Annotated in this window: 19 protein-coding genes; 7 read left to right on the top strand and 12 right to left on the bottom strand. The window is 36.9% G+C overall.

Translation table 11 applies throughout. The features are described 5' to 3' along the window. The first annotated feature begins 8 nt into the window (after nucleotides 1-8). Nucleotides 9-1,553 (top strand): SagB family peptide dehydrogenase, encoded by a 1,545-nt coding sequence (locus ACFS5O_RS13195; RefSeq protein ID WP_205726467.1) that lies wholly within the window; start codon nucleotides 9-11, stop codon nucleotides 1,551-1,553. A 45-nt stretch (nucleotides 1,554-1,598) separates the two neighbouring features. Here the strand turns inward: ACFS5O_RS13195 and ACFS5O_RS13190 are convergent, their stop codons facing one another. The 6 genes from ACFS5O_RS13190 to ACFS5O_RS13165 all read right to left on the bottom strand — a co-directional run bounded on the left by ACFS5O_RS13190 (nucleotide 1,599) and on the right by ACFS5O_RS13165 (nucleotide 5,513). Beyond that, nucleotides 1,599-2,246, bottom strand: coding sequence for an SdpI family protein (locus ACFS5O_RS13190; protein ID WP_205726468.1), 648 nt, complete (start codon nucleotides 2,244-2,246; stop codon nucleotides 1,599-1,601). After that, nucleotides 2,246-2,518: an autorepressor SdpR family transcription factor gene (locus ACFS5O_RS13185; RefSeq protein ID WP_205726469.1), complete on the bottom strand. Its 273-nt coding sequence runs from the start codon at nucleotides 2,516-2,518 to the stop codon at nucleotides 2,246-2,248. Before ACFS5O_RS13185 ends, ACFS5O_RS13190 begins: the two co-directional genes overlap by 1 nt. A 175-nt stretch (nucleotides 2,519-2,693) precedes the next feature. Continuing rightward, nucleotides 2,694-3,161, bottom strand: coding sequence for a DinB family protein (locus ACFS5O_RS13180; protein WP_205726470.1), 468 nt, complete (start codon nucleotides 3,159-3,161; stop codon nucleotides 2,694-2,696). 73 nt (nucleotides 3,162-3,234) lie between these two features. Beyond that, nucleotides 3,235-3,672: a DinB family protein gene (locus ACFS5O_RS13175; RefSeq protein ID WP_205726471.1), complete on the bottom strand. Its 438-nt coding sequence runs from the start codon at nucleotides 3,670-3,672 to the stop codon at nucleotides 3,235-3,237. Nucleotides 3,673-3,849: 177 nt separating this feature from the next. Then, complete coding sequence (locus ACFS5O_RS13170) at nucleotides 3,850-5,022, bottom strand: aminotransferase (RefSeq protein ID WP_205726472.1); 1,173 nt, start codon at nucleotides 5,020-5,022, stop codon at nucleotides 3,850-3,852. Next, complete coding sequence (locus ACFS5O_RS13165) at nucleotides 5,019-5,513, bottom strand: Lrp/AsnC family transcriptional regulator (protein ID WP_205726473.1); 495 nt, start codon at nucleotides 5,511-5,513, stop codon at nucleotides 5,019-5,021. Before ACFS5O_RS13165 ends, ACFS5O_RS13170 begins: the two co-directional genes overlap by 4 nt. 704 nt (nucleotides 5,514-6,217) lie before the next feature. Between ACFS5O_RS13165 and ACFS5O_RS13160 the strand changes: the two genes are divergently transcribed. Next, on the top strand, nucleotides 6,218-7,222 hold the full coding sequence (locus ACFS5O_RS13160; protein ID WP_205726474.1) for a S66 family peptidase: 1,005 nt from the start codon (nucleotides 6,218-6,220) through the stop codon (nucleotides 7,220-7,222). A gap of 170 nt (nucleotides 7,223-7,392) precedes the next feature. Here ACFS5O_RS13160 and ACFS5O_RS13155 read toward each other — a convergent pair whose 3' ends face one another. Next, nucleotides 7,393-7,728 carry a hypothetical protein gene (locus tag ACFS5O_RS13155; RefSeq protein WP_205726475.1) on the bottom strand — a complete coding sequence of 112 codons (336 nt, stop codon included), beginning with the start codon at nucleotides 7,726-7,728 and terminating at the stop codon, nucleotides 7,393-7,395. Nucleotides 7,729-8,019: 291 nt separating this feature from the next. Here ACFS5O_RS13155 and ACFS5O_RS13150 point away from each other — a divergent pair, with 291 nt between their 5' ends. Further along, nucleotides 8,020-8,577, top strand: coding sequence for a hypothetical protein (locus tag ACFS5O_RS13150; RefSeq protein WP_205726476.1), 558 nt, complete (start codon nucleotides 8,020-8,022; stop codon nucleotides 8,575-8,577). A gap of 65 nt (nucleotides 8,578-8,642) precedes the next feature. On the opposite strand, the gene ACFS5O_RS13145 is transcribed toward ACFS5O_RS13150, so the two are convergent. Together ACFS5O_RS13145 and ACFS5O_RS13140 are read right to left on the bottom strand one after the other, a co-directional pair. Further along, nucleotides 8,643-10,094, bottom strand: a complete 1,452-nt coding sequence (locus tag ACFS5O_RS13145) for a PQQ-dependent sugar dehydrogenase (protein WP_205726477.1) — start codon at nucleotides 10,092-10,094, stop codon at nucleotides 8,643-8,645. A 317-nt stretch (nucleotides 10,095-10,411) separates the two neighbouring features. After that, the gene (locus ACFS5O_RS13140; RefSeq protein WP_205726478.1) at nucleotides 10,412-11,236 is read right to left on the bottom strand and encodes an MBL fold metallo-hydrolase; all 825 of its coding nucleotides are present in this window, start codon (nucleotides 11,234-11,236) and stop codon (nucleotides 10,412-10,414) included. Nucleotides 11,237-11,647: 411 nt separating this feature from the next. On the opposite strand from ACFS5O_RS13140, the gene ACFS5O_RS13135 reads away from it, so the two are divergent. Further along, complete coding sequence (locus ACFS5O_RS13135) at nucleotides 11,648-12,346, top strand: hypothetical protein (RefSeq protein ID WP_205726479.1); 699 nt, start codon at nucleotides 11,648-11,650, stop codon at nucleotides 12,344-12,346. A 153-nt stretch (nucleotides 12,347-12,499) separates the two neighbouring features. On the opposite strand, the gene ACFS5O_RS13130 is transcribed toward ACFS5O_RS13135, so the two are convergent. Continuing rightward, nucleotides 12,500-12,850, bottom strand: a complete 351-nt coding sequence (locus ACFS5O_RS13130) for a DUF2178 domain-containing protein (protein WP_205726480.1) — start codon at nucleotides 12,848-12,850, stop codon at nucleotides 12,500-12,502. Further along, on the bottom strand, nucleotides 12,840-13,079 hold the full coding sequence (locus ACFS5O_RS13125) for a helix-turn-helix transcriptional regulator (protein ID WP_205726481.1): 240 nt from the start codon (nucleotides 13,077-13,079) through the stop codon (nucleotides 12,840-12,842). The genes ACFS5O_RS13130 and ACFS5O_RS13125 overlap by 11 nt, the downstream gene beginning before the upstream one ends. 399 nt (nucleotides 13,080-13,478) lie before the next feature. On the opposite strand from ACFS5O_RS13125, the gene ACFS5O_RS13120 reads away from it, so the two are divergent. Genes ACFS5O_RS13120 through ACFS5O_RS13110 form a run of 3 tightly spaced genes read left to right on the top strand, consistent with a single transcriptional unit; the run spans nucleotide 13,479 to nucleotide 15,897 of the window. Continuing rightward, nucleotides 13,479-14,027, top strand: a complete 549-nt coding sequence (locus ACFS5O_RS13120) for a DICT sensory domain-containing protein (RefSeq protein ID WP_153237057.1) — start codon at nucleotides 13,479-13,481, stop codon at nucleotides 14,025-14,027. Nucleotides 14,028-14,080: 53 nt separating this feature from the next. Then, complete coding sequence (locus ACFS5O_RS13115; RefSeq protein ID WP_379839231.1) at nucleotides 14,081-14,680, top strand: ECF transporter S component; 600 nt, start codon at nucleotides 14,081-14,083, stop codon at nucleotides 14,678-14,680. Then, entirely contained in the window at nucleotides 14,677-15,897 is a 1,221-nt protein-coding gene (locus ACFS5O_RS13110) for a methyl-accepting chemotaxis protein (protein WP_205726482.1), read from the top strand. The genes ACFS5O_RS13115 and ACFS5O_RS13110 overlap by 4 nt, the downstream gene beginning before the upstream one ends. A gap of 88 nt (nucleotides 15,898-15,985) precedes the next feature. Here ACFS5O_RS13110 and ACFS5O_RS13105 read toward each other — a convergent pair whose 3' ends face one another. Next, entirely contained in the window at nucleotides 15,986-16,951 is a 966-nt protein-coding gene (locus ACFS5O_RS13105) for a quinone oxidoreductase family protein (RefSeq protein WP_205726483.1), read from the bottom strand. Between the last annotated feature and the right edge of the window lie 94 nt (nucleotides 16,952-17,045).

Below are 17,045 nucleotides of genomic sequence, written 5' to 3'. Positions count from 1 at the left end.
CATTGTACATGAACCTCGATGAGTTTATTTACAAACTTCATTACGAGACCGCTAAGATTACGCCGTCTGATTGGGAGGTGAACTGGGAAGATGCCCCGCTTCCCTATAAATTGTACACAACAGATCTACCTAAATTTGAATTATCCATAAATCACTCTGACACCTTATCACCTAGTACTCACGCAACTCTAGACGACCTCAGTCAATTTCTTATGTACTCCTATGGGATTACACAGTTGAGTGAGTCGTTTCTTTCCCTAGATTCAGAGGATACGTGGATGACGTATCGCCGCTATGTTCCCTCAGGCGGTGCACTCTATCCGAGTGAGGTTTATCTGTATCTGAAGCTCGTTGAACTACCCAATGGCATCTATCATTATGATGCAGCACATCATTCGTTGATTTGTCTGCGTGAAGGCAATTTTGATAATTATTTGAATCAAGCATTAGGAAATCGCTGCAATGTCTCAAAATGTTTTGCAACTGTTTTTGTATCCACTTTTTTCTGGAAGAACTTCTTTAAGTATCACAACTTCTCTTACCGTCTCCAAGGACTGGATGCTGGCTTTTTGATCGGCCAGATGCTAGAGGTTGGAAAACGCAAGAAGTTTGAGACTGGTGTTTATTATCAATTTTTAGATGAGGCAATCAACCACCTACTTGGGGTTCATGAAGATGAAGAAAGTGTGTATGCCGTTCTCTTTCTTTCTATAGATAACGAAATGGAATGGTTTAAAGATACAAAAGAAGTTGAGATTACCGCAAAAAAGCTAAGTGAAGAGTTTGATCCTATACATCATCAACATTACATGAAGTCAAGTGTTATTCGCCCTTATCCTATGTTGCGTAAAATGAATCATGCATGTAAGTTGCATTCTTTTTCTTATAAAAAGCGTTCTAAAGATATTGAACCTCATACTATAAAACTACCAACACAACCTAAAGATACTGCGGTTTCTTTTTCAAAAGCATGCCGAGATCGATATTCTCCTGGACAAGATTTTGTAATAAAACCACTATCAATAGAAACTCTTTCCAGTCTGTTAAAAGATTTAAGTTCCATGTGTCACTATCGAAACGATATCGATCAAGATTTATCACTCTTAACTTCCCGTGTTTCCCTTCGATTTACCGCTTATGGTGTAGAAGGGCTTTCTAATGGCTTGTATGAAGTCAATGATTCTACTCAGGAGTTCAAGCTGATTTCGCATGGAGATTATCGAACGGCTCAACAAGATGGTCTGCTTTCCGATTTTGTGAACATGGCACAGATTCCCCTTTCTTTTAATTTTAGCGGTAGCAACAACCACTATCACGAACTTCATGGTTATCGAGGGCATCGGATTCAGCATATGGAAGTGGGCATACTAGCTCATAAATTACTTATCGCTGCCTCTGCACGAAATATGAATGGTCATCCTGTCCTAGGATATGATGTACCATGGTACGATGGGCTGTTTAAAATAGTAAAGTTTAAAAGAACGAGTTTGCTTCAGATTCCAGTTGGTTACCACCGGCCACCGGCAAGATTACGAAGTCAATTGAATATGTAAAAACCTGTGGCTAAGATGCCACAGGCTTTTTTGTGTGTAGAGCATTTAGTTGCTGTTTGCATTCTTGTAACGATTGAAATAAACATAAGATGCAATCGTTGTGATGAGAACAGTTGCAAGAACTACAACAAGCATGCCCGCAAATTGATACACGGCTGGTAAAAAAGAGATAACGACAAGCAGAAGTCCTGCAACAACAAAAAGCTTCCCGCTTAATTGATGCGTCTTTCTCCATGTCTTTTCGTTAGCAAGTGTCCACGGTGTACGGACTCCGATAAAATAGTTGTGTTTGATTCGCGGCATGTAGTTTCCGAGTACGATAAAAAGTAAGCCGATCCCTAAATTTATGACTAGAGAGATATCTATATTAACTCCTAAACCATAGCTAATGATTATGGATTGAAGAAGTAAGAAGAACATATTCATAATCGTAATAAAAATCGTATAACTTCCAGAAAATTTCTTGTAGTTCTCTTTCTTCGGATCGATTCTTGGCATGAAGATAAACAACGCCATCAAAACAATCATTAACACTGGTGGAAAGAAAGCTGCATATTGTTTATCCCAATACCCATCCACTTTACCGTGTATGTTCCAATGCATCGGCATTTGATCAGGCAGGTAAGGATAAGCGATAGCACCGATCAGTACACTAAGTGCAATTAAAAGGTAACTCCATCCATACTTTTTCATCATTTTTCCTCCTTCGTTGTAAACGTGAAATACCAGCTCATTAATTCATGAAACACCGTTGTGTTTAAAGAATAATAAATATGCTGTCCTCTTCTCTCATCATCAATTAGTGAAGCATTCTTTAAGATTTTCAGATGATGAGACACGCTCGGCTTTTGCATGTCAAAATGTGAAGCGATCTCTCCCGCTGTTAGTTCATCTTCTTTTAACAACGTTAAGATCTGTCTTCGAGTCGGATCAGATAATGCTTTAAACGCTTCATTAAGAGACATTTTGTCACCTCAGGATGATTTCCATTATTAGATATTTAGATAAATGTCTAACTATCTAATTACATAGTATGTTTATTTTCCATTTGTGTCAATCATTTTAGAAAAATTGGTTATATAAAAATAAGCACATTTATTAGTAAATAAATGTGCCTACTTCAAAGAATATTCTTCTGAATTAGCGATGAGATGGCCACGATCCCTGCATTTTTCTTAGCAGCATGATCTGACCAGTATGATAAGCATCATGAAGCAAGATATCTATGAGATCACTTTCTAATCCACTTTCTTTTATATTTTCAGAACTCATCTGACTGAGTAACTCTTTTAATTTGTTGTGTACGTTTTCTGCCCGATTGATGGTAAGATTCCAGTCATTATTGTCTTCTGTTTGTTTAATGATAAAAAAGGTGTCGTTCCCATCCATCCGCGTCCACTCTCGTCCTTCCAACGTAGCAACAAGTCTTTCTTTGTAATAAATGAGATGATTGACGTTCTCCCAAATGGATTTCGTTGCTTCCCCAGGTGGTCTCCAGCTCGCTTGCTTCGCCGTTAAACCTTCCATAGCTGATTTCAGCGGCGCGTACCAGTTCTCCTTATCAAACGTGGAGTCTAACACATCTACTAAAAATTCTGCTCGGCTCATGTTACTAATCCTCCTAACGGTTTGACGGATTTTTTATCATCGGCTCAACGAGGTCTGTATCTGGCGGTGCGTATCATAGTTGTCTTCCGATCTTTACAATTTGTCCCTTGTGATGGAATTCATGTGTCAATGTGTGCGTAAATAACCACAATGCCGTAAAATCTGCTTGACTTCCATTTCTAAACGTCACTTCCACGGTTTGATCCCAATTGTCATCAAATTTGTCGAGAAATTCATAAACCATTTCATCTGTTTTTCTAAAAAGCTCACGCATCTCTTGTACGTTATGTATGGACTCAGGCGAAATATCTGGAAGAGACTTTCCAAGTGCACGAGCACCTAGCCATACTTGGTAACAACCCGCTACATGAGCATGTAAGCTCAGGATAGATTCATTGCTGAATCCTTCCAGTTTCTTTTCATAATCAGATGCAGGTAATGTCTCGCAATATTGAAAAAGAGTTTCTCTCGTTAAACGTACCCAGTCATATTGAGTTTTGAACAAATTCATACTCTCACTCTCCTTTTTCAGCTCACGAATACTTCCCTGTCTGTAAGTATATTTCCTTCTTGTATGGTCAAAGAATATAACATTCATAATGATTCACATTAGAAAAAGATGCATTCTTTTGATAGGAATGCATCTTTTGTGAATTCTTTTAAATGGTTATATCGATAAAAGAGATCTTTATAACGTTTGTAAAAACCGATCAATTCTGCGCATCGCTTCTTCGAGTTTTTGAACGGATGTCGCATAAGAGCAACGAACATGCCCCTCTCCACTTTTGCCAAAAACACTACCAGGCACAACCGCAACCTGTTCTTTCATCAAGAGTTGCTCTGCAAACTCTTCCGAAGACAGTCCTGTCTTTTCAATCGAGGGAAATACATAAAAAGCGCCACCTGGAACATGGCACGATAAACCCATCTCTTCTAGAGCATGAATGACTAAACTACGGCGCTGCCGATAGCTTTCCTTCATTTTCACTACATCCTTCTGCCCGTTAACAAGTGCTTCAAGGGCAGCATGCTGAGCCATCGTAGGAGCGCACATCATCGTATATTGATGTATTTTTAGCATGGCTTGCAAAATGGCTTTTGGTCCACAAGCAAAGCCTAAGCGCCAGCCAGTCATGGCAAATGCTTTTGAAAATCCAGAAATCAAGATCGTGCGGTCACGCATATTCTTCACTGCAGGAAAACTCGTATACGGTTCATCATATGTTAGTTCAGCATAGATTTCATCTGAAATCACGAGCAAGTCATGCTTCTCTACTACCTCCGCTATACGTTCCAAATCGCCTTTTGACAGTACTGTACCTGTTGGATTATTTGGACTGCATAACATAAGCACTTTCGTTTTGTCAGTGATAGCCGCTTCTATTTGTTCAGGCTGAAGCTTGAAATCATCCTCGCTATACGTATTTACGGGCACAGGAATACCACCTGCGAGTGTAACTGTTGGTGCGTAGGAGACAAAGCTTGGTTCAACAACAATAACTTCCTCTCCAGGGTTAAGGACCGCCCGCAAAGCGATATCAATCGCCTGTGAAGCACCGACTGTAACCACCATTTCATCTTCAGCACTATACGTAACACCAAACCGTCTTTTCATATAACGAGAGATCTCTTTCCGGAGCTCAAATAAACCGGCATTGGCGGTATAAGCCGTATAGCCTTGTTCCAATGAATGATAACTTGCTTCAATTACGTTCCAAGGTGTAACGAAATCTGGCTCACCAACGCCCAGTGAAATCACGTTTTCCATAGAAGAAGCAAGGTCAAAAAAACGACGGATACCAGATGGCTGAATGGATTGCACCGTATTTGATAAATATTTTGAAGTGGGTTCTGTAATCATGGCGACACCACAATTCGTTTATCCTCATCATTATCACTAAATACGAGGCCGTCATGTTTGTATTTTTTTAAGATGAAATGAGTAGTTGTTGATATAACTGAATCGATGGTTGAGAGTTTCTCTGATACAAAACGCCCGACTTCTGCCATCGTTTTACCTTCGATCGACACCGATAGATCGTAAACGCCAGACATGAGATATACTGCTTTCACTTCTGGGAACCGGTAAATTCGCTCTGCCACTTTATCAAAGCCAACACCTCGTTTTGGTGTAACTTTTACATCGATCATGGCTGTTACAGCCCCTTCTTCAGTCCCTTTCGTCCAGTCAATAATGGCAGAATAGCCAAGTATGACTTTTTCTTTTTCTAGCTTCTCTAATATTTGTTTTGTTTCATCCTCTGTAATTCCCATTAACTTGGCAATCGTACCTGTTGCAAGACGTCCGTTTTTTTCAATGAGTTGTAATAATTCGCGTTCTGTAGAATCCAAATCAATCACTCGCTTTTAGTAGATTATGCTGACCATTATAACAAACCCTTTACGTTAAGCCACTTATATTTAAAATCACGCCATTTTTAACCCATAAGAAATGCTAATTTAATAGAAAATATCTTTTCATAAAAAAGTTACGCTAGCTAAATAAGAGATCCATTCTTTCTCTATTTAATAAGAAGCCCGCTGAAAATGTAACTATGATTATGAATAGGAAGTGAATTTTTTTGATTTTCGTTTTTTTCCATACACATACGTTTGTAAGAACAATGATTGAAAAGTAAATGATGCTTATCACTATTGTTAAAAAGAGGACTGGTATTAATAAACCTTCTTCTAATGTTGGATCTAGGCTCCATCCGAGAGCTTCTGCAATGTATAGGTAAAGTAACACAAATAAAATGAACAAATAATGAAATAGGTAGCCAAAGATAAGATTGAAAACGATTGTAAAAAATAATCTAAAGATTTGATTCACCTTCCAGGAGAGTAGCTATCATAAATAAAACTACTCAATGGTTTATTAAATTCTATACGATCATGATGAGCATAACGCACAACTTAAATAATCCATATCCATTTACGTTCAAAAAACAAATGGATTCATCACTAATTTATGGTATTATTTGGGCAGTTTACAAAATATAAACCTACTAATATCTCATTTCAAAATATGAAACAATGAAAGGTAGTTGTTTTATTTGTTAATACCAAAAGCACTAAAAAAAGGGGATACCATCGGAATTATTACCCCCTCCTCACCCGCACCAGTATTGTTTAAAGCGAGATACGAAAGAGGATTATCTCAGTTAGCAACAATGGGATTTAAAATCAAAGAAGGAAAATGCTCCAAACAAACACAATCCTATCGGTCAGCATCCATCCAAGAAAGATCCGAAGAGATTAACGACTTCATTCATGATAAAGAGGTGCGTGGAATAATAAGTACCATCGGTGGATTGAATTCAAATTCGCTTTTGCCTTATTTGGATTATGCTCACTTAAAAAAGCATCCCAAGGTGATCATGGGCTACAGTGATGTTACCGCACTTTTGCTTGGTATCTATGCGAAGACAGGGTTAACAACGTTTTATGGTCCAGCTGTTGTTCCCTCCTTTGGTGAGTATCCTGAAATGTTACCAAAAGGAAGAGATTATTTTGAGGATGTTGTTCAATTAAGAAAGAAAGCTCCATATGTACTCGATGTCCCACAAGAATGGACAGAAGAAATGCTTGATTGGAGAACACAAGATCGACAAAAACAAATGGTTAAGAATACGGGTTGGAAAACATTACGTGAAGGTTCTGCCACAGGGAAATTGATTGGCGGTAATTTAAACACAATGTCCGGATTTATGAGTTCAGCGTTTTTCCCTGATTTAGAAGGTGCCATTCTATTTCTTGAAGACTCTTTTAAAGATATAGCTACACAAGAACGCTCGCTTAGTATGTTAAAAATTTCAGGTGTTTTCGATAAGATTGCTGGACTCATCATCGGTAAACACGAACATTTTAATCATTTAAATGCTCCATTTTCAATAGAAGACCTGTTATTCGAAATCATGGGAGACACTAACATACCTGTTCTCACGAATGTAGATATCGGCCACACGTTCCCTTCGCACGTTTTTCCGATTGGAATAAAGGTTAAATTAGATGCAAATCAAGGTACCATTGAATTTCTTGAAGATGGCGTGTCTGAATAATCACTGCATTTTCTAATAAAAACCAACTTGAATCAATAGGGACATGTGTATGACTTTACCCTGTTACCTAGTAAAAAGATAGAACTAAACCATAGAAATATAGAAAGCGTATTTGGTTTAGTCCTATCTTCTTTCTTTAAAAAATCCAGTTTTACATTTTTTAATATCGGTTACCTTTTAACTTTTATAACGATAAAAACGATTACAAATACTCCTAATGTAAAAATGAATAAAACATTTACCGCTTTATCCGCAAACTTCCCCTCATTTATATTTCCATTTGAATGGTCTGCAAATATATATTCACTCTCTCGTACCGCTTTTTTATATTTCCCACTTCCAACTTCAACTGCAATGTAATCATTTTTATTTATGCCTTTAATGGAATAGTATTTCGTTCCTTTTTTATAGACATTCGAGAAGTTTCCAGCATACTGTTCCATATCTGAATACTTCGTAACCTGCCCAATTTCTTCATCGATCTCCTTCACATACTCATCTTTCACTACGTAAACATATCCATCCCAAACTACAAACTGATGTACCCATTTTGTTGCGAATGATGGAGTTGGGGATATGAAAGAACATAAAAAAATAAATAATAGCAAGAAAAAAAGAATATGCTTTATTTTTATATAAACTCCCCCTTTATAAATAAGACGAAATAAACCATGTAATGTTTCAAGAAAAATGCGGCAATATCAGTGAATGCCTCAAGAGTTTTCTTAAAAGAGTTCCATTTCGAATACTTGGTTAATATATTGCATTAATAAAATCATTTTGATGGAGGTGTGCCAATGTCTGCTAATTGGTTTTCAGAGGATATTCGCTCTATGCAATTACAATTTCAAAAACAACCAAAAGTAAAATGGCTGGTTTTAGGTTCTTATCTCTCTTGTATCGCTGCTTTACTTCAAGCAACAGGAGGTCTTTTACCTGTTGTCGGTTTTTTCATCAGCCCCTTCGCTACCTTACCGATTTTTATTGGCACTATGTTCTTTCTACAAATAGGCGTGATTTCTTATTTTCTTAGCATTTCTTTGTTATTCATTCTGTTTCCTAGCGAACTTATCGTTTTTCCATTTACAACTGGAATCTTAGGTCTTGGTATTGGCGTTGGTTTTTATTTCTTCAAAGAAAAATGGAATATCATTAGTCTAGGTGCTATTCTTTTAGCACTAGGGATTATCTGTCTGTTATATATTCTCCAATTTCCCGTTCTTGGTCCAATCGTCTCCCACTCTTTTTCTTTCCTAACAGTAGGTTGTATATTTCTATTTTCATTTTTTTATAGCTGGTTATGGGTTGAGATGGCACCTTTCTTTTTTAAAAAATTCAAGCCATTTCTTGACTAAAAAACAGGCGAGATAAACATTGCTGCTCACTCGCCACTTCTTATTCGTTCATTTCTTTACTGAAATTAAGGGACAATTTCAAAAATAGTTCCTTGATTATAATCATTCACCTTATTAGAAGCATACACTCCTAAATAGAGTCTAGTTTGATTTAGGTTTGCTCCTAAACTAACGTAAAACGATGATTCAGAACCGAAATCATAATCGGTCTCAATGATATCGTAATCATTTAGTTTACCGTCTGTTCTTATTTTAGTATAAGCTAAAGTTCCTCTATTCGGAGGTGGTGAATCTTCTACCGCAAAATCGGTAAAAACAACGCTTCCTTTTAAATGTGGAATCCCACTCCCCATATAAGATTGAACAGCTGTTAGAGCACTTCCTCCAAACTTACCAGGGCGGGGGTCTTGATGATAATAACAAGTGAGTGGCTGAATGCGCTGAACGGAAGTTTTTAACGCATCTTTGTAATAAGCGAATGTTTGCTTTTCTAAAGAAGAATCTGGAGAACATTCTTTTATAATAGTAGTAGGAAATGTACCTTCCCAACCTCGCCAACCGAAATTAATAAATCCATCTTCTTGTAATCTAGTATTCATGAGATAAGCTTTAACAAGCTGCATCACTGGCAACGGCTTATAATGTACAAATGAAAAAACGGACTCTACCAAATCCTGTCCGACGTTCCCTACATATTTAATATAATGATTATCGTGTCTTTGAAATGAAATACCTGGAAGGTTGCGTCCCCCTTTTGCAATCACAGTAAGTATTCCTTGAATACTTACAGGAAGTTCATGAAAACGTGACACTACGGGTGGATTTATACCAAATGTGTTTTTCTCTACATCGATTTCAATGATTTTACCAGCGATCTCCATATCATCTTGACTTAAATTGAACGGATCATAGCCTGACCCACCATCTCCAGTTGTTAAAATAAGTCTTCCTGTTTCAGGTGAAAAAGTTAAGCTATTAACACCATTATGATTAAAAAAGGGCCTTCTTATGTTAAGTAACGTTCTACGCTTTTCAGGTTGGCCATTTGCTTGTAAAGTCCATTCCTCAACGGTATCAATATGATCATATCTTGCTTCTCTGTTTGTCCACCTTAAATTTAAAGTTTTAGGTTTACAAGGATCTGGTTTGAAAAATTTTGGAAGAGCATCTCGATTCTGTGTAGGATCTTCTGAATTAGAGAAAGCACCAGGGCCTTGTGATCCAGCTAATGAATAATGAAGATAAAACAGACCGTTATAATAAAATTGAGGATGAAACGCTAGACCGAGCAATCCCCTTTCATCATAACCACCGCCAGAAACACCTAACTTTATGATACGTGAGCGAATATCTAAAAAAGTCCGAATCCCTTCATTTCCTATACAAAAAATCTCTCCTACCTGGGTTGCGATAAATAATCTTTCCATTGAGTCACCTGGTAGAATGGTTGTTTTAATTACAATGGGTAAATTTATGTTACGAATAATGGGGCGTAAACGCACTTTCACTTTTTCCACTTCACGTTCCCCTCCTTCTTATCATTTTCTTTAATAAGAATATTGTTTGGGTCGTTATATTAGTACAAAAAGGTCATGCCTGAGTACTCCGTCTGTTCTAATATAAATCTTGTCTTCTTCAACCGCCTCAAGAACATCTAAACTTGAGTTATATTTTTAACAATCGTTCTGTTGATCATCATAAGAAACAGCCTCGTGGACTTAAAATAGACTACTTTTTTACGAGAGAACGACCGGTCAGTTCTAACGAAAAAAGAGAAACGGAACTACCAAGATAGCTCCGTTTCTCTTTTTATTGCTTATACCAAAATAATATATTATGTATGAAACAACACTCCGTTCAGCGCATCAACATATCTCTTTGCTGATCGTTGAACCGCTTCTCCAGCATCTTCTTTAATCACTCGGTTAAATGCATCATAGATACGAGTGAAGGTTAATTCTTTCATCTGATGAGCAATCCTCTCTACCGTAGCACTCGGTAAAGGAATAAAGTTAGGATAACTGTACATGAAACTGACCCATTCCCGGTCTGCTACGATACGTACAATATCGCCACAAAGAAGAACACCTTGATGGTGGTTCCCTTGTTTCCATTCAAGGATGGTACCTCCTTTAAAATGGCCACCGATTCTGTGAAGGATAATTCCTTCACTAAGTTCTAGCTTGTCTCCCGACCAGAAAACGATCTTGTCACTTGTTCTCGTTACCCACATCTTATCATCTTCATGTATGTAGAGTGGAGCATCAAATGTCTCAGCCCATTCCACTTGAGTCGAATAATAATGAGGATGTGATAGCGCAATTGCATCGATGCCACCCAGTTGCCGAATTTCTTTAATGGTATCTTCATCTATGTAACTCACACAATCCCATAACATATTATATCCATTTCCTTTTACGAGATATGCCGTTTGGCCGATCCCAAAACTCGGGCTCGTCTGAACACGATAAAGATTCTCCTCTTCGACACTAACTTCCGTTTTATAATTACCACTCTCAACCATCGCTTCAAGTGTAGTCCACGATTGTCCTTTTGAACTCACATACTGTCTTTCTTCTTCACAGATCATACAGGAATGTGGTTCATGTACAGAACCCTCATATTGAACCCCACATGTCTCACAAATATAGTTTTGCATATTACTTCCCCCTTCTATTTCTCTAACTCAGATTATAATGCCAGAAGGGAATTTATAGAAATTTTATGCTTGTATGTTTTAGAAACCCTATAAATTACTTAAACCGCAATATTGATCTCCCAAAAGGACGCCTTTCTATTATAGTACCGCCAATTAATGCTGAAAACATGGGCTGCTTCCTCAGAACAGAGGTGGTCTTGTGTACCTTGAACGATTAAAAGGTACTTGAATTTTATCAAAATCAAATATTGGAGAATTTCTAATGTACTGCTCTTTATTTTCCCATAAAGTGGTTCCCATGTTTGCTTGTCTAACTTCAACCAATCAGATTACGGAAAATTTGAAAGAAAATAAAAAATGTAACAATTTATGTTATATGTTCGACATATCAGTATAAGAATTGAGGAGGAATTGAAACTGAGAAGATTATATCGTTTAGTATTGATTCTATTTTTATTAACAGGCTGTAATTATGGAGGACAAATTGAAATTGATTGGGTTGATTTTATTAAATGGAATAATAAAGAATACCACGGGGTGTACACAGGATTTATTTCAGATCCTTCTTTAATTGGAGAAAAGATTGGGAAAACTACATTTAAGGTATCAGATAGCATAAATGATCCAGAGTATAAAACAAAGAACGGAGATGCTGCTTTCTTACCAAAAGGTACAACTCTGTTTGAAGTAAAAGGGAGACCTGGATTTATTGCAGTTAAAGATAAATATGAAATCAATGGGTATAAACTATATGTTGAATACAATAGTAAGCATGACCGTTTCTGGTTTAAACATATCCCAATTGACCAAGTAACAAAAATTGAAACGTATGCTATAGACCCACACAATGATGTAGACCGTACTTTAAAACAAACCTTATCTGGAAAAGAAGAAATTGATCATATTCTATTCTTATTAACAACTAGCAAAGAAAAACCAAGTTACCAACCTGATATGAAAGACGGAGATCCTCTCATGTATGAAATGACGTTCTACACAGGAGAGCCAATAGCTTATAAACTCTCCGTTCACTATGATAAGATAAACTATTATTTTCATCCTGATGATACAAATCTCATTGATGATAAAATAGCCTTGTTTTTCAGATAAGTCTTCGCCCTTCAAGAGAAAATTACAAAGATAAAAAGGTTTTAAACCCCATTTGATCAGTATTATGGGTCTAAAACCTTTTTGTTTGTTATCTGAAGAAACGCACCGTATAGTTAGGCGTTGTTATTTTTAGGAAGTTTTAACTTTCAAATATTACGTAAAATCTCTTTTATATTGAATGGCTAAATAAATACCACATGCTAAAATGGCTAGCGCGTATTTAAATAGAAAGAAAATGTTCGCCATATACTCATTAGGAAAAACGATATCACATAGAATGATCGTCATCAGCATAAAGTAGCTACTCTTTAAATAAATATTTGTTGTCCGTTCATCTTCATTCCCCATCTTCTTATAGAATACATATGCCAATACGATACTTACCATCAACAATAAAAATCCAATTCCAATCAACATGTTCCAATTATCAGTAGACTGTTCCGCCCATGATTTCAAAGGATAAAAAGCTGCACCTGGGATATCTGAGATCGACTTAATTTCCATTTTCATCATTTCCTTTCATATAAGTAAATACATCGTTTACATTCACATTAAAAAATTCAGCAATTCGAAATGCCAACAATAGAGTGGGTACATAGTTACCCTTTTCCATGACAAATATGGTTTGTTTGGAGACCCCGACTTTTTCTGCTAATTCTTGCTGTGACAATCTGGCAAGTACACGATATTCATAAACCTTATTAGAAATGGAATCACCAAAATCTTTCTTCACGACATCACCTCTTGAAACTAATTGTAAATTATATTTTACAAAAAGTAAAGTAAACTTATACTTTTAATTATTTTACTTATAATATAACTTGGCTCCCTTTAAAAAATTTGAATAATTACAATAACTGTATAAAGAAGATTCCGCCATATTATTTTATCAATTTGAAATTTATCCAATTAACTTTTTTATTTAATTTTGGAAAAAGATGTTTCAAATTGTTTTAACAGTGGTATATAAACTTTGGTACTTTACTAAGGTAACGAATAAAAACATGTAGACATCGTATGATTAGCGTAAATACACTTTAAAACAGCCTCAACATACAGGGCTGTATATTTTTACCTTACTACTAGTACTTTTATACTATATCAAGATAATGAAAAACAGGGGGCAATTGCTATGGAATTAAAAAAATTATCACTGTTCAACGAATGTTTTGGTCAGGTAGAAGGAAATGTTCAAAAGTTGGATAATTCGCCATTGAGTCAGCTAAATGCACAATCTTTAAAATATGAGACGAAGGTTCCTCAACTAGAGTACATGTGTCTCATGATGGAAAATATCGTGTTAACAAAGAAGCTTAAAGGTAATGTCTATGCAGGTTTTCAAAAGTTTTCTCGTGCGAAGAACGTACTCGACCGATTCCAAGCTATGACGGAGTATTCAAACGTTCATATCTTTGGTGAAAATGATGCTGTGATGGATTCGACAGATGGAATCAATTACATCGAACTGCCACCTAACAGCGAGTTGATGCGTGAATGGTTTCTGATCATTGATAGTCCTACGTTTAAATCCATGATGGTTGCTTATGATATGGAGGGGTTCGGTGTACACGAAGTTGAAGAAGGTCGTAAGTTTAAAGGCGTCAAAACTTCAAGCCCACGGGTGATCGAGCATGCTACTAATCTATTAGCACCATACATAAAAGTCACGGTAAAGGGTTAGTTCCTAGGGTAGCCATAGGCTACCCTTTCATTTTGAATGTAAAGGAGAAATACATGATGTCACGAGTTCAAAAAATGACTTCGATCGCTATCTTAACTGCGTTTAGCCTAGTCTTATATCTGTTCAAGGTACCACTTCCCTTTTTTCCGGTCTTCCTCACGCTTGATGTCAGTGATATCCCTGCACTAGTCGGAGCAATTATGATAGGACCTGTTGCGGGTGTTCTTATTCAATTCTTCAAAAATGGTCTTGAATATTTGTCACACGGAAGCTATGTTGGCCTACCCATCAACCAGATAGCCAACTTCTTTTCTGGTGCACTTATCGTTGGACTAATCGGCATTTTCTATCAATACCAAAAGAAATTAAACTGGATCAGCTTTGTTGTTTCAATCAGTGTATTTTTAATTGCCATGTTTGCACTTAACTACTACTTCATTCTGCCTACCATCATGAAACTTTTAGGACTAAATATGGATCAATATCTGAGTGCCTTCAAAAGTTCAAATCAACTTGTAAAAGACTTTGAATCTGCGGTCTTACTCATTATTGTACCGTTTAATCTCATAAAGATTATGATGGTGTATGCGATTGGGCTACCGTTTGCTTTTAAACTGCAACGCATCCTGCAAAAAAGGAGCATGGCAATATGAAAGAGATGATGAATAATAAGAAGAATCTGATGTTAATCATTTCAGCTTTAGGAGTATCTGTACTTCTTGCTTTCTATCATTATTACGTAAATTCTTTTATTCTTTCTTTTATAGGAACCCTTGTTGTGGTTTCAGTTGCTGTAGGGTTTTTAGTCATTAAGAACAATAAGAGCACTGTTCTTTATGCGGAGAGACAAAAAGAAGACACTACTCCTTCTTCAACAATTATTGAATCACTAGAAGAACTTCGTCACTTGGAAGCGCACAGTGAACATTTGAATGCGATAAATGGTCAAGTAAATGGATCTTCAGAGATGGTAAGCAGCCAGTTAATAGAAATGGTAGGAGATATACAAAAACAACATGAACTTATCACATATTTTGGCGACCAACTCGGAAGGATCAATGGGATGATTCAAAATCTTGATGCAATCATTGAGGTTACCAATGTCACAACCAAAGATGTAACTGAGCTTTCCAACGAAGGTAAACAAAAGGTAGATGATTTTAGCGTCGTTTTCTCCAAGATCATCACCATCACGAAAGAATTTGGAGACTATAACCAAGAACTGCTTCAAAAGATGAAAAAAGTCACAGAGGCTCTAAGCGCGATTGAGTACATCTCCACTCAAACAAACCTCCTTGCACTAAATGCTTCCATTGAAGCAGCACGAGCGGGGGTTCATGGCGCGGGCTTCGGAGTGGTTGCAGATGAAATTCGGAAACTATCTGTACAAGTTAAAGAGAGTGCAGAAACGATTAACACCATCATTAGAGCTGTAAACGGTAGTATTAAGGTGCAAGAACAATCGCATGAAAACAATGTTTCTGTCATAGAAGATGGACAAACGAAAAGTCTGCATATGATTGATATTTTCGATGGGGTGATCTCCAGTATCAACACCCTCTCTCGACAGTCAGAAGAGCTTAAACAAAATTCAACCGAAGTGGAAGTTGAAAACCAACGTCTGATCGAAAGTATGCAGCACGTATTGAACCTTACTGAACAATTAAGCATAAAAACAGAAGGATCGTCAGAGATGACGATGGAACAACAAAACCATCTGATGGAACTTGAAATGACAGTGATGACAATGGTCGAACATATAAAATCGATTCAAGACAACTTGAAGAGTGATATTGAACTCGATGGAAATGTGACATGGATTCGACCTGGCGAATTAAAACAGAGACAAGAGATGAAGCTTGCTGAATAAGAAGCTAATCTCTAAATAAAAAGAAGTAACCACCCTGGTCCAAGCTGGGGTGGTTACTTACTCGTTTTGCAGAGGTAAGCCAATCTAATCAAATCTTAATCAAAACTTTCCCTTCGTAATTACGGCTTTCTATTAATCTATGAGCTTGGACTACATCACTTAAATCGAAAACATTTACTACAGGAAGAGTGATCTTGTTAGAATCAAACAAGTCTAACACGATTTCAGCGATAGGTGCTAATCGCGCCGGATCATGTTTTCTTGTTGTACCTAAACTAAAGCCTTTTACATTCCTGCAGCTACTATGAACGTCACTTGTTTTGAAACTCCCCGTTTTCCCACTGCTATTTCCAAATTGAACGAGCGTGCCATATAGAGCTAAACAATCTAAACTCCTACTCGTTACTTCTCCAGCTACTGAATCAAAGATAACATTAGCGCCTAGATTTGCTGTTTGTGATAAAACTTCCTCTGCAAATGTTTCGTACGTACAGACCACATCAGCACCCAGTCTTTTTACATAGTTCTCTTTATTTAGATTCCCGACGGTACCAATAATTTTCTGAACTCCTGCTAATTTTGCTAACTGGAGAAGCATCGAGCCCACACCACCAGCAGCACTATGGATAACAATCGTATCCGTTTTCTTAACTTGTCCAATCTCATGAAGAAGGATATAGCTTAGAATAGACACAGTTGGCATAGTTGCTGCCTTATCCAAAGGTAAAGTATCTGGAATCTTATAAACGAGTTGTTCGTTAGCTACTACAAATTCCGCATAGGAACCACCTTTTGGAAAAGCGATCACACGGTCTCCTTTTGAAAAGATGGAATTCTTAGGAGCCTCTTCAATCGTACCTGCAGCATCTAATCCAAGCGTTAAAGGAAATGCACCTTTCCCTTTGTTTCCTATTCGTTTTTTTATATCTGCATAATTGACGCTCGTGTAAGCAACCTTTATTAAGACTTCATGTTTACCAATCTTCGGTACTTCAACATCTTCATATTTAAGTACACATGGATCACCAAATTCTGTTTGTATGACTGCTTTCATTTGTATCCTCCACAATTTCATTCGTTGTAATCGTAAGTTACCTATATATAAATAGGACAAGAAGAGTGAAAATTCCTCCTTGTCCCTTTGGTCG

Source organism: Fictibacillus nanhaiensis (assembly GCF_042686385.1).
GTDB lineage: Bacteria > Bacillota > Bacilli > Bacillales > Fictibacillaceae > Fictibacillus > Fictibacillus nanhaiensis.
This window is presented reverse-complemented; position numbering and strand designations above follow the sequence as displayed.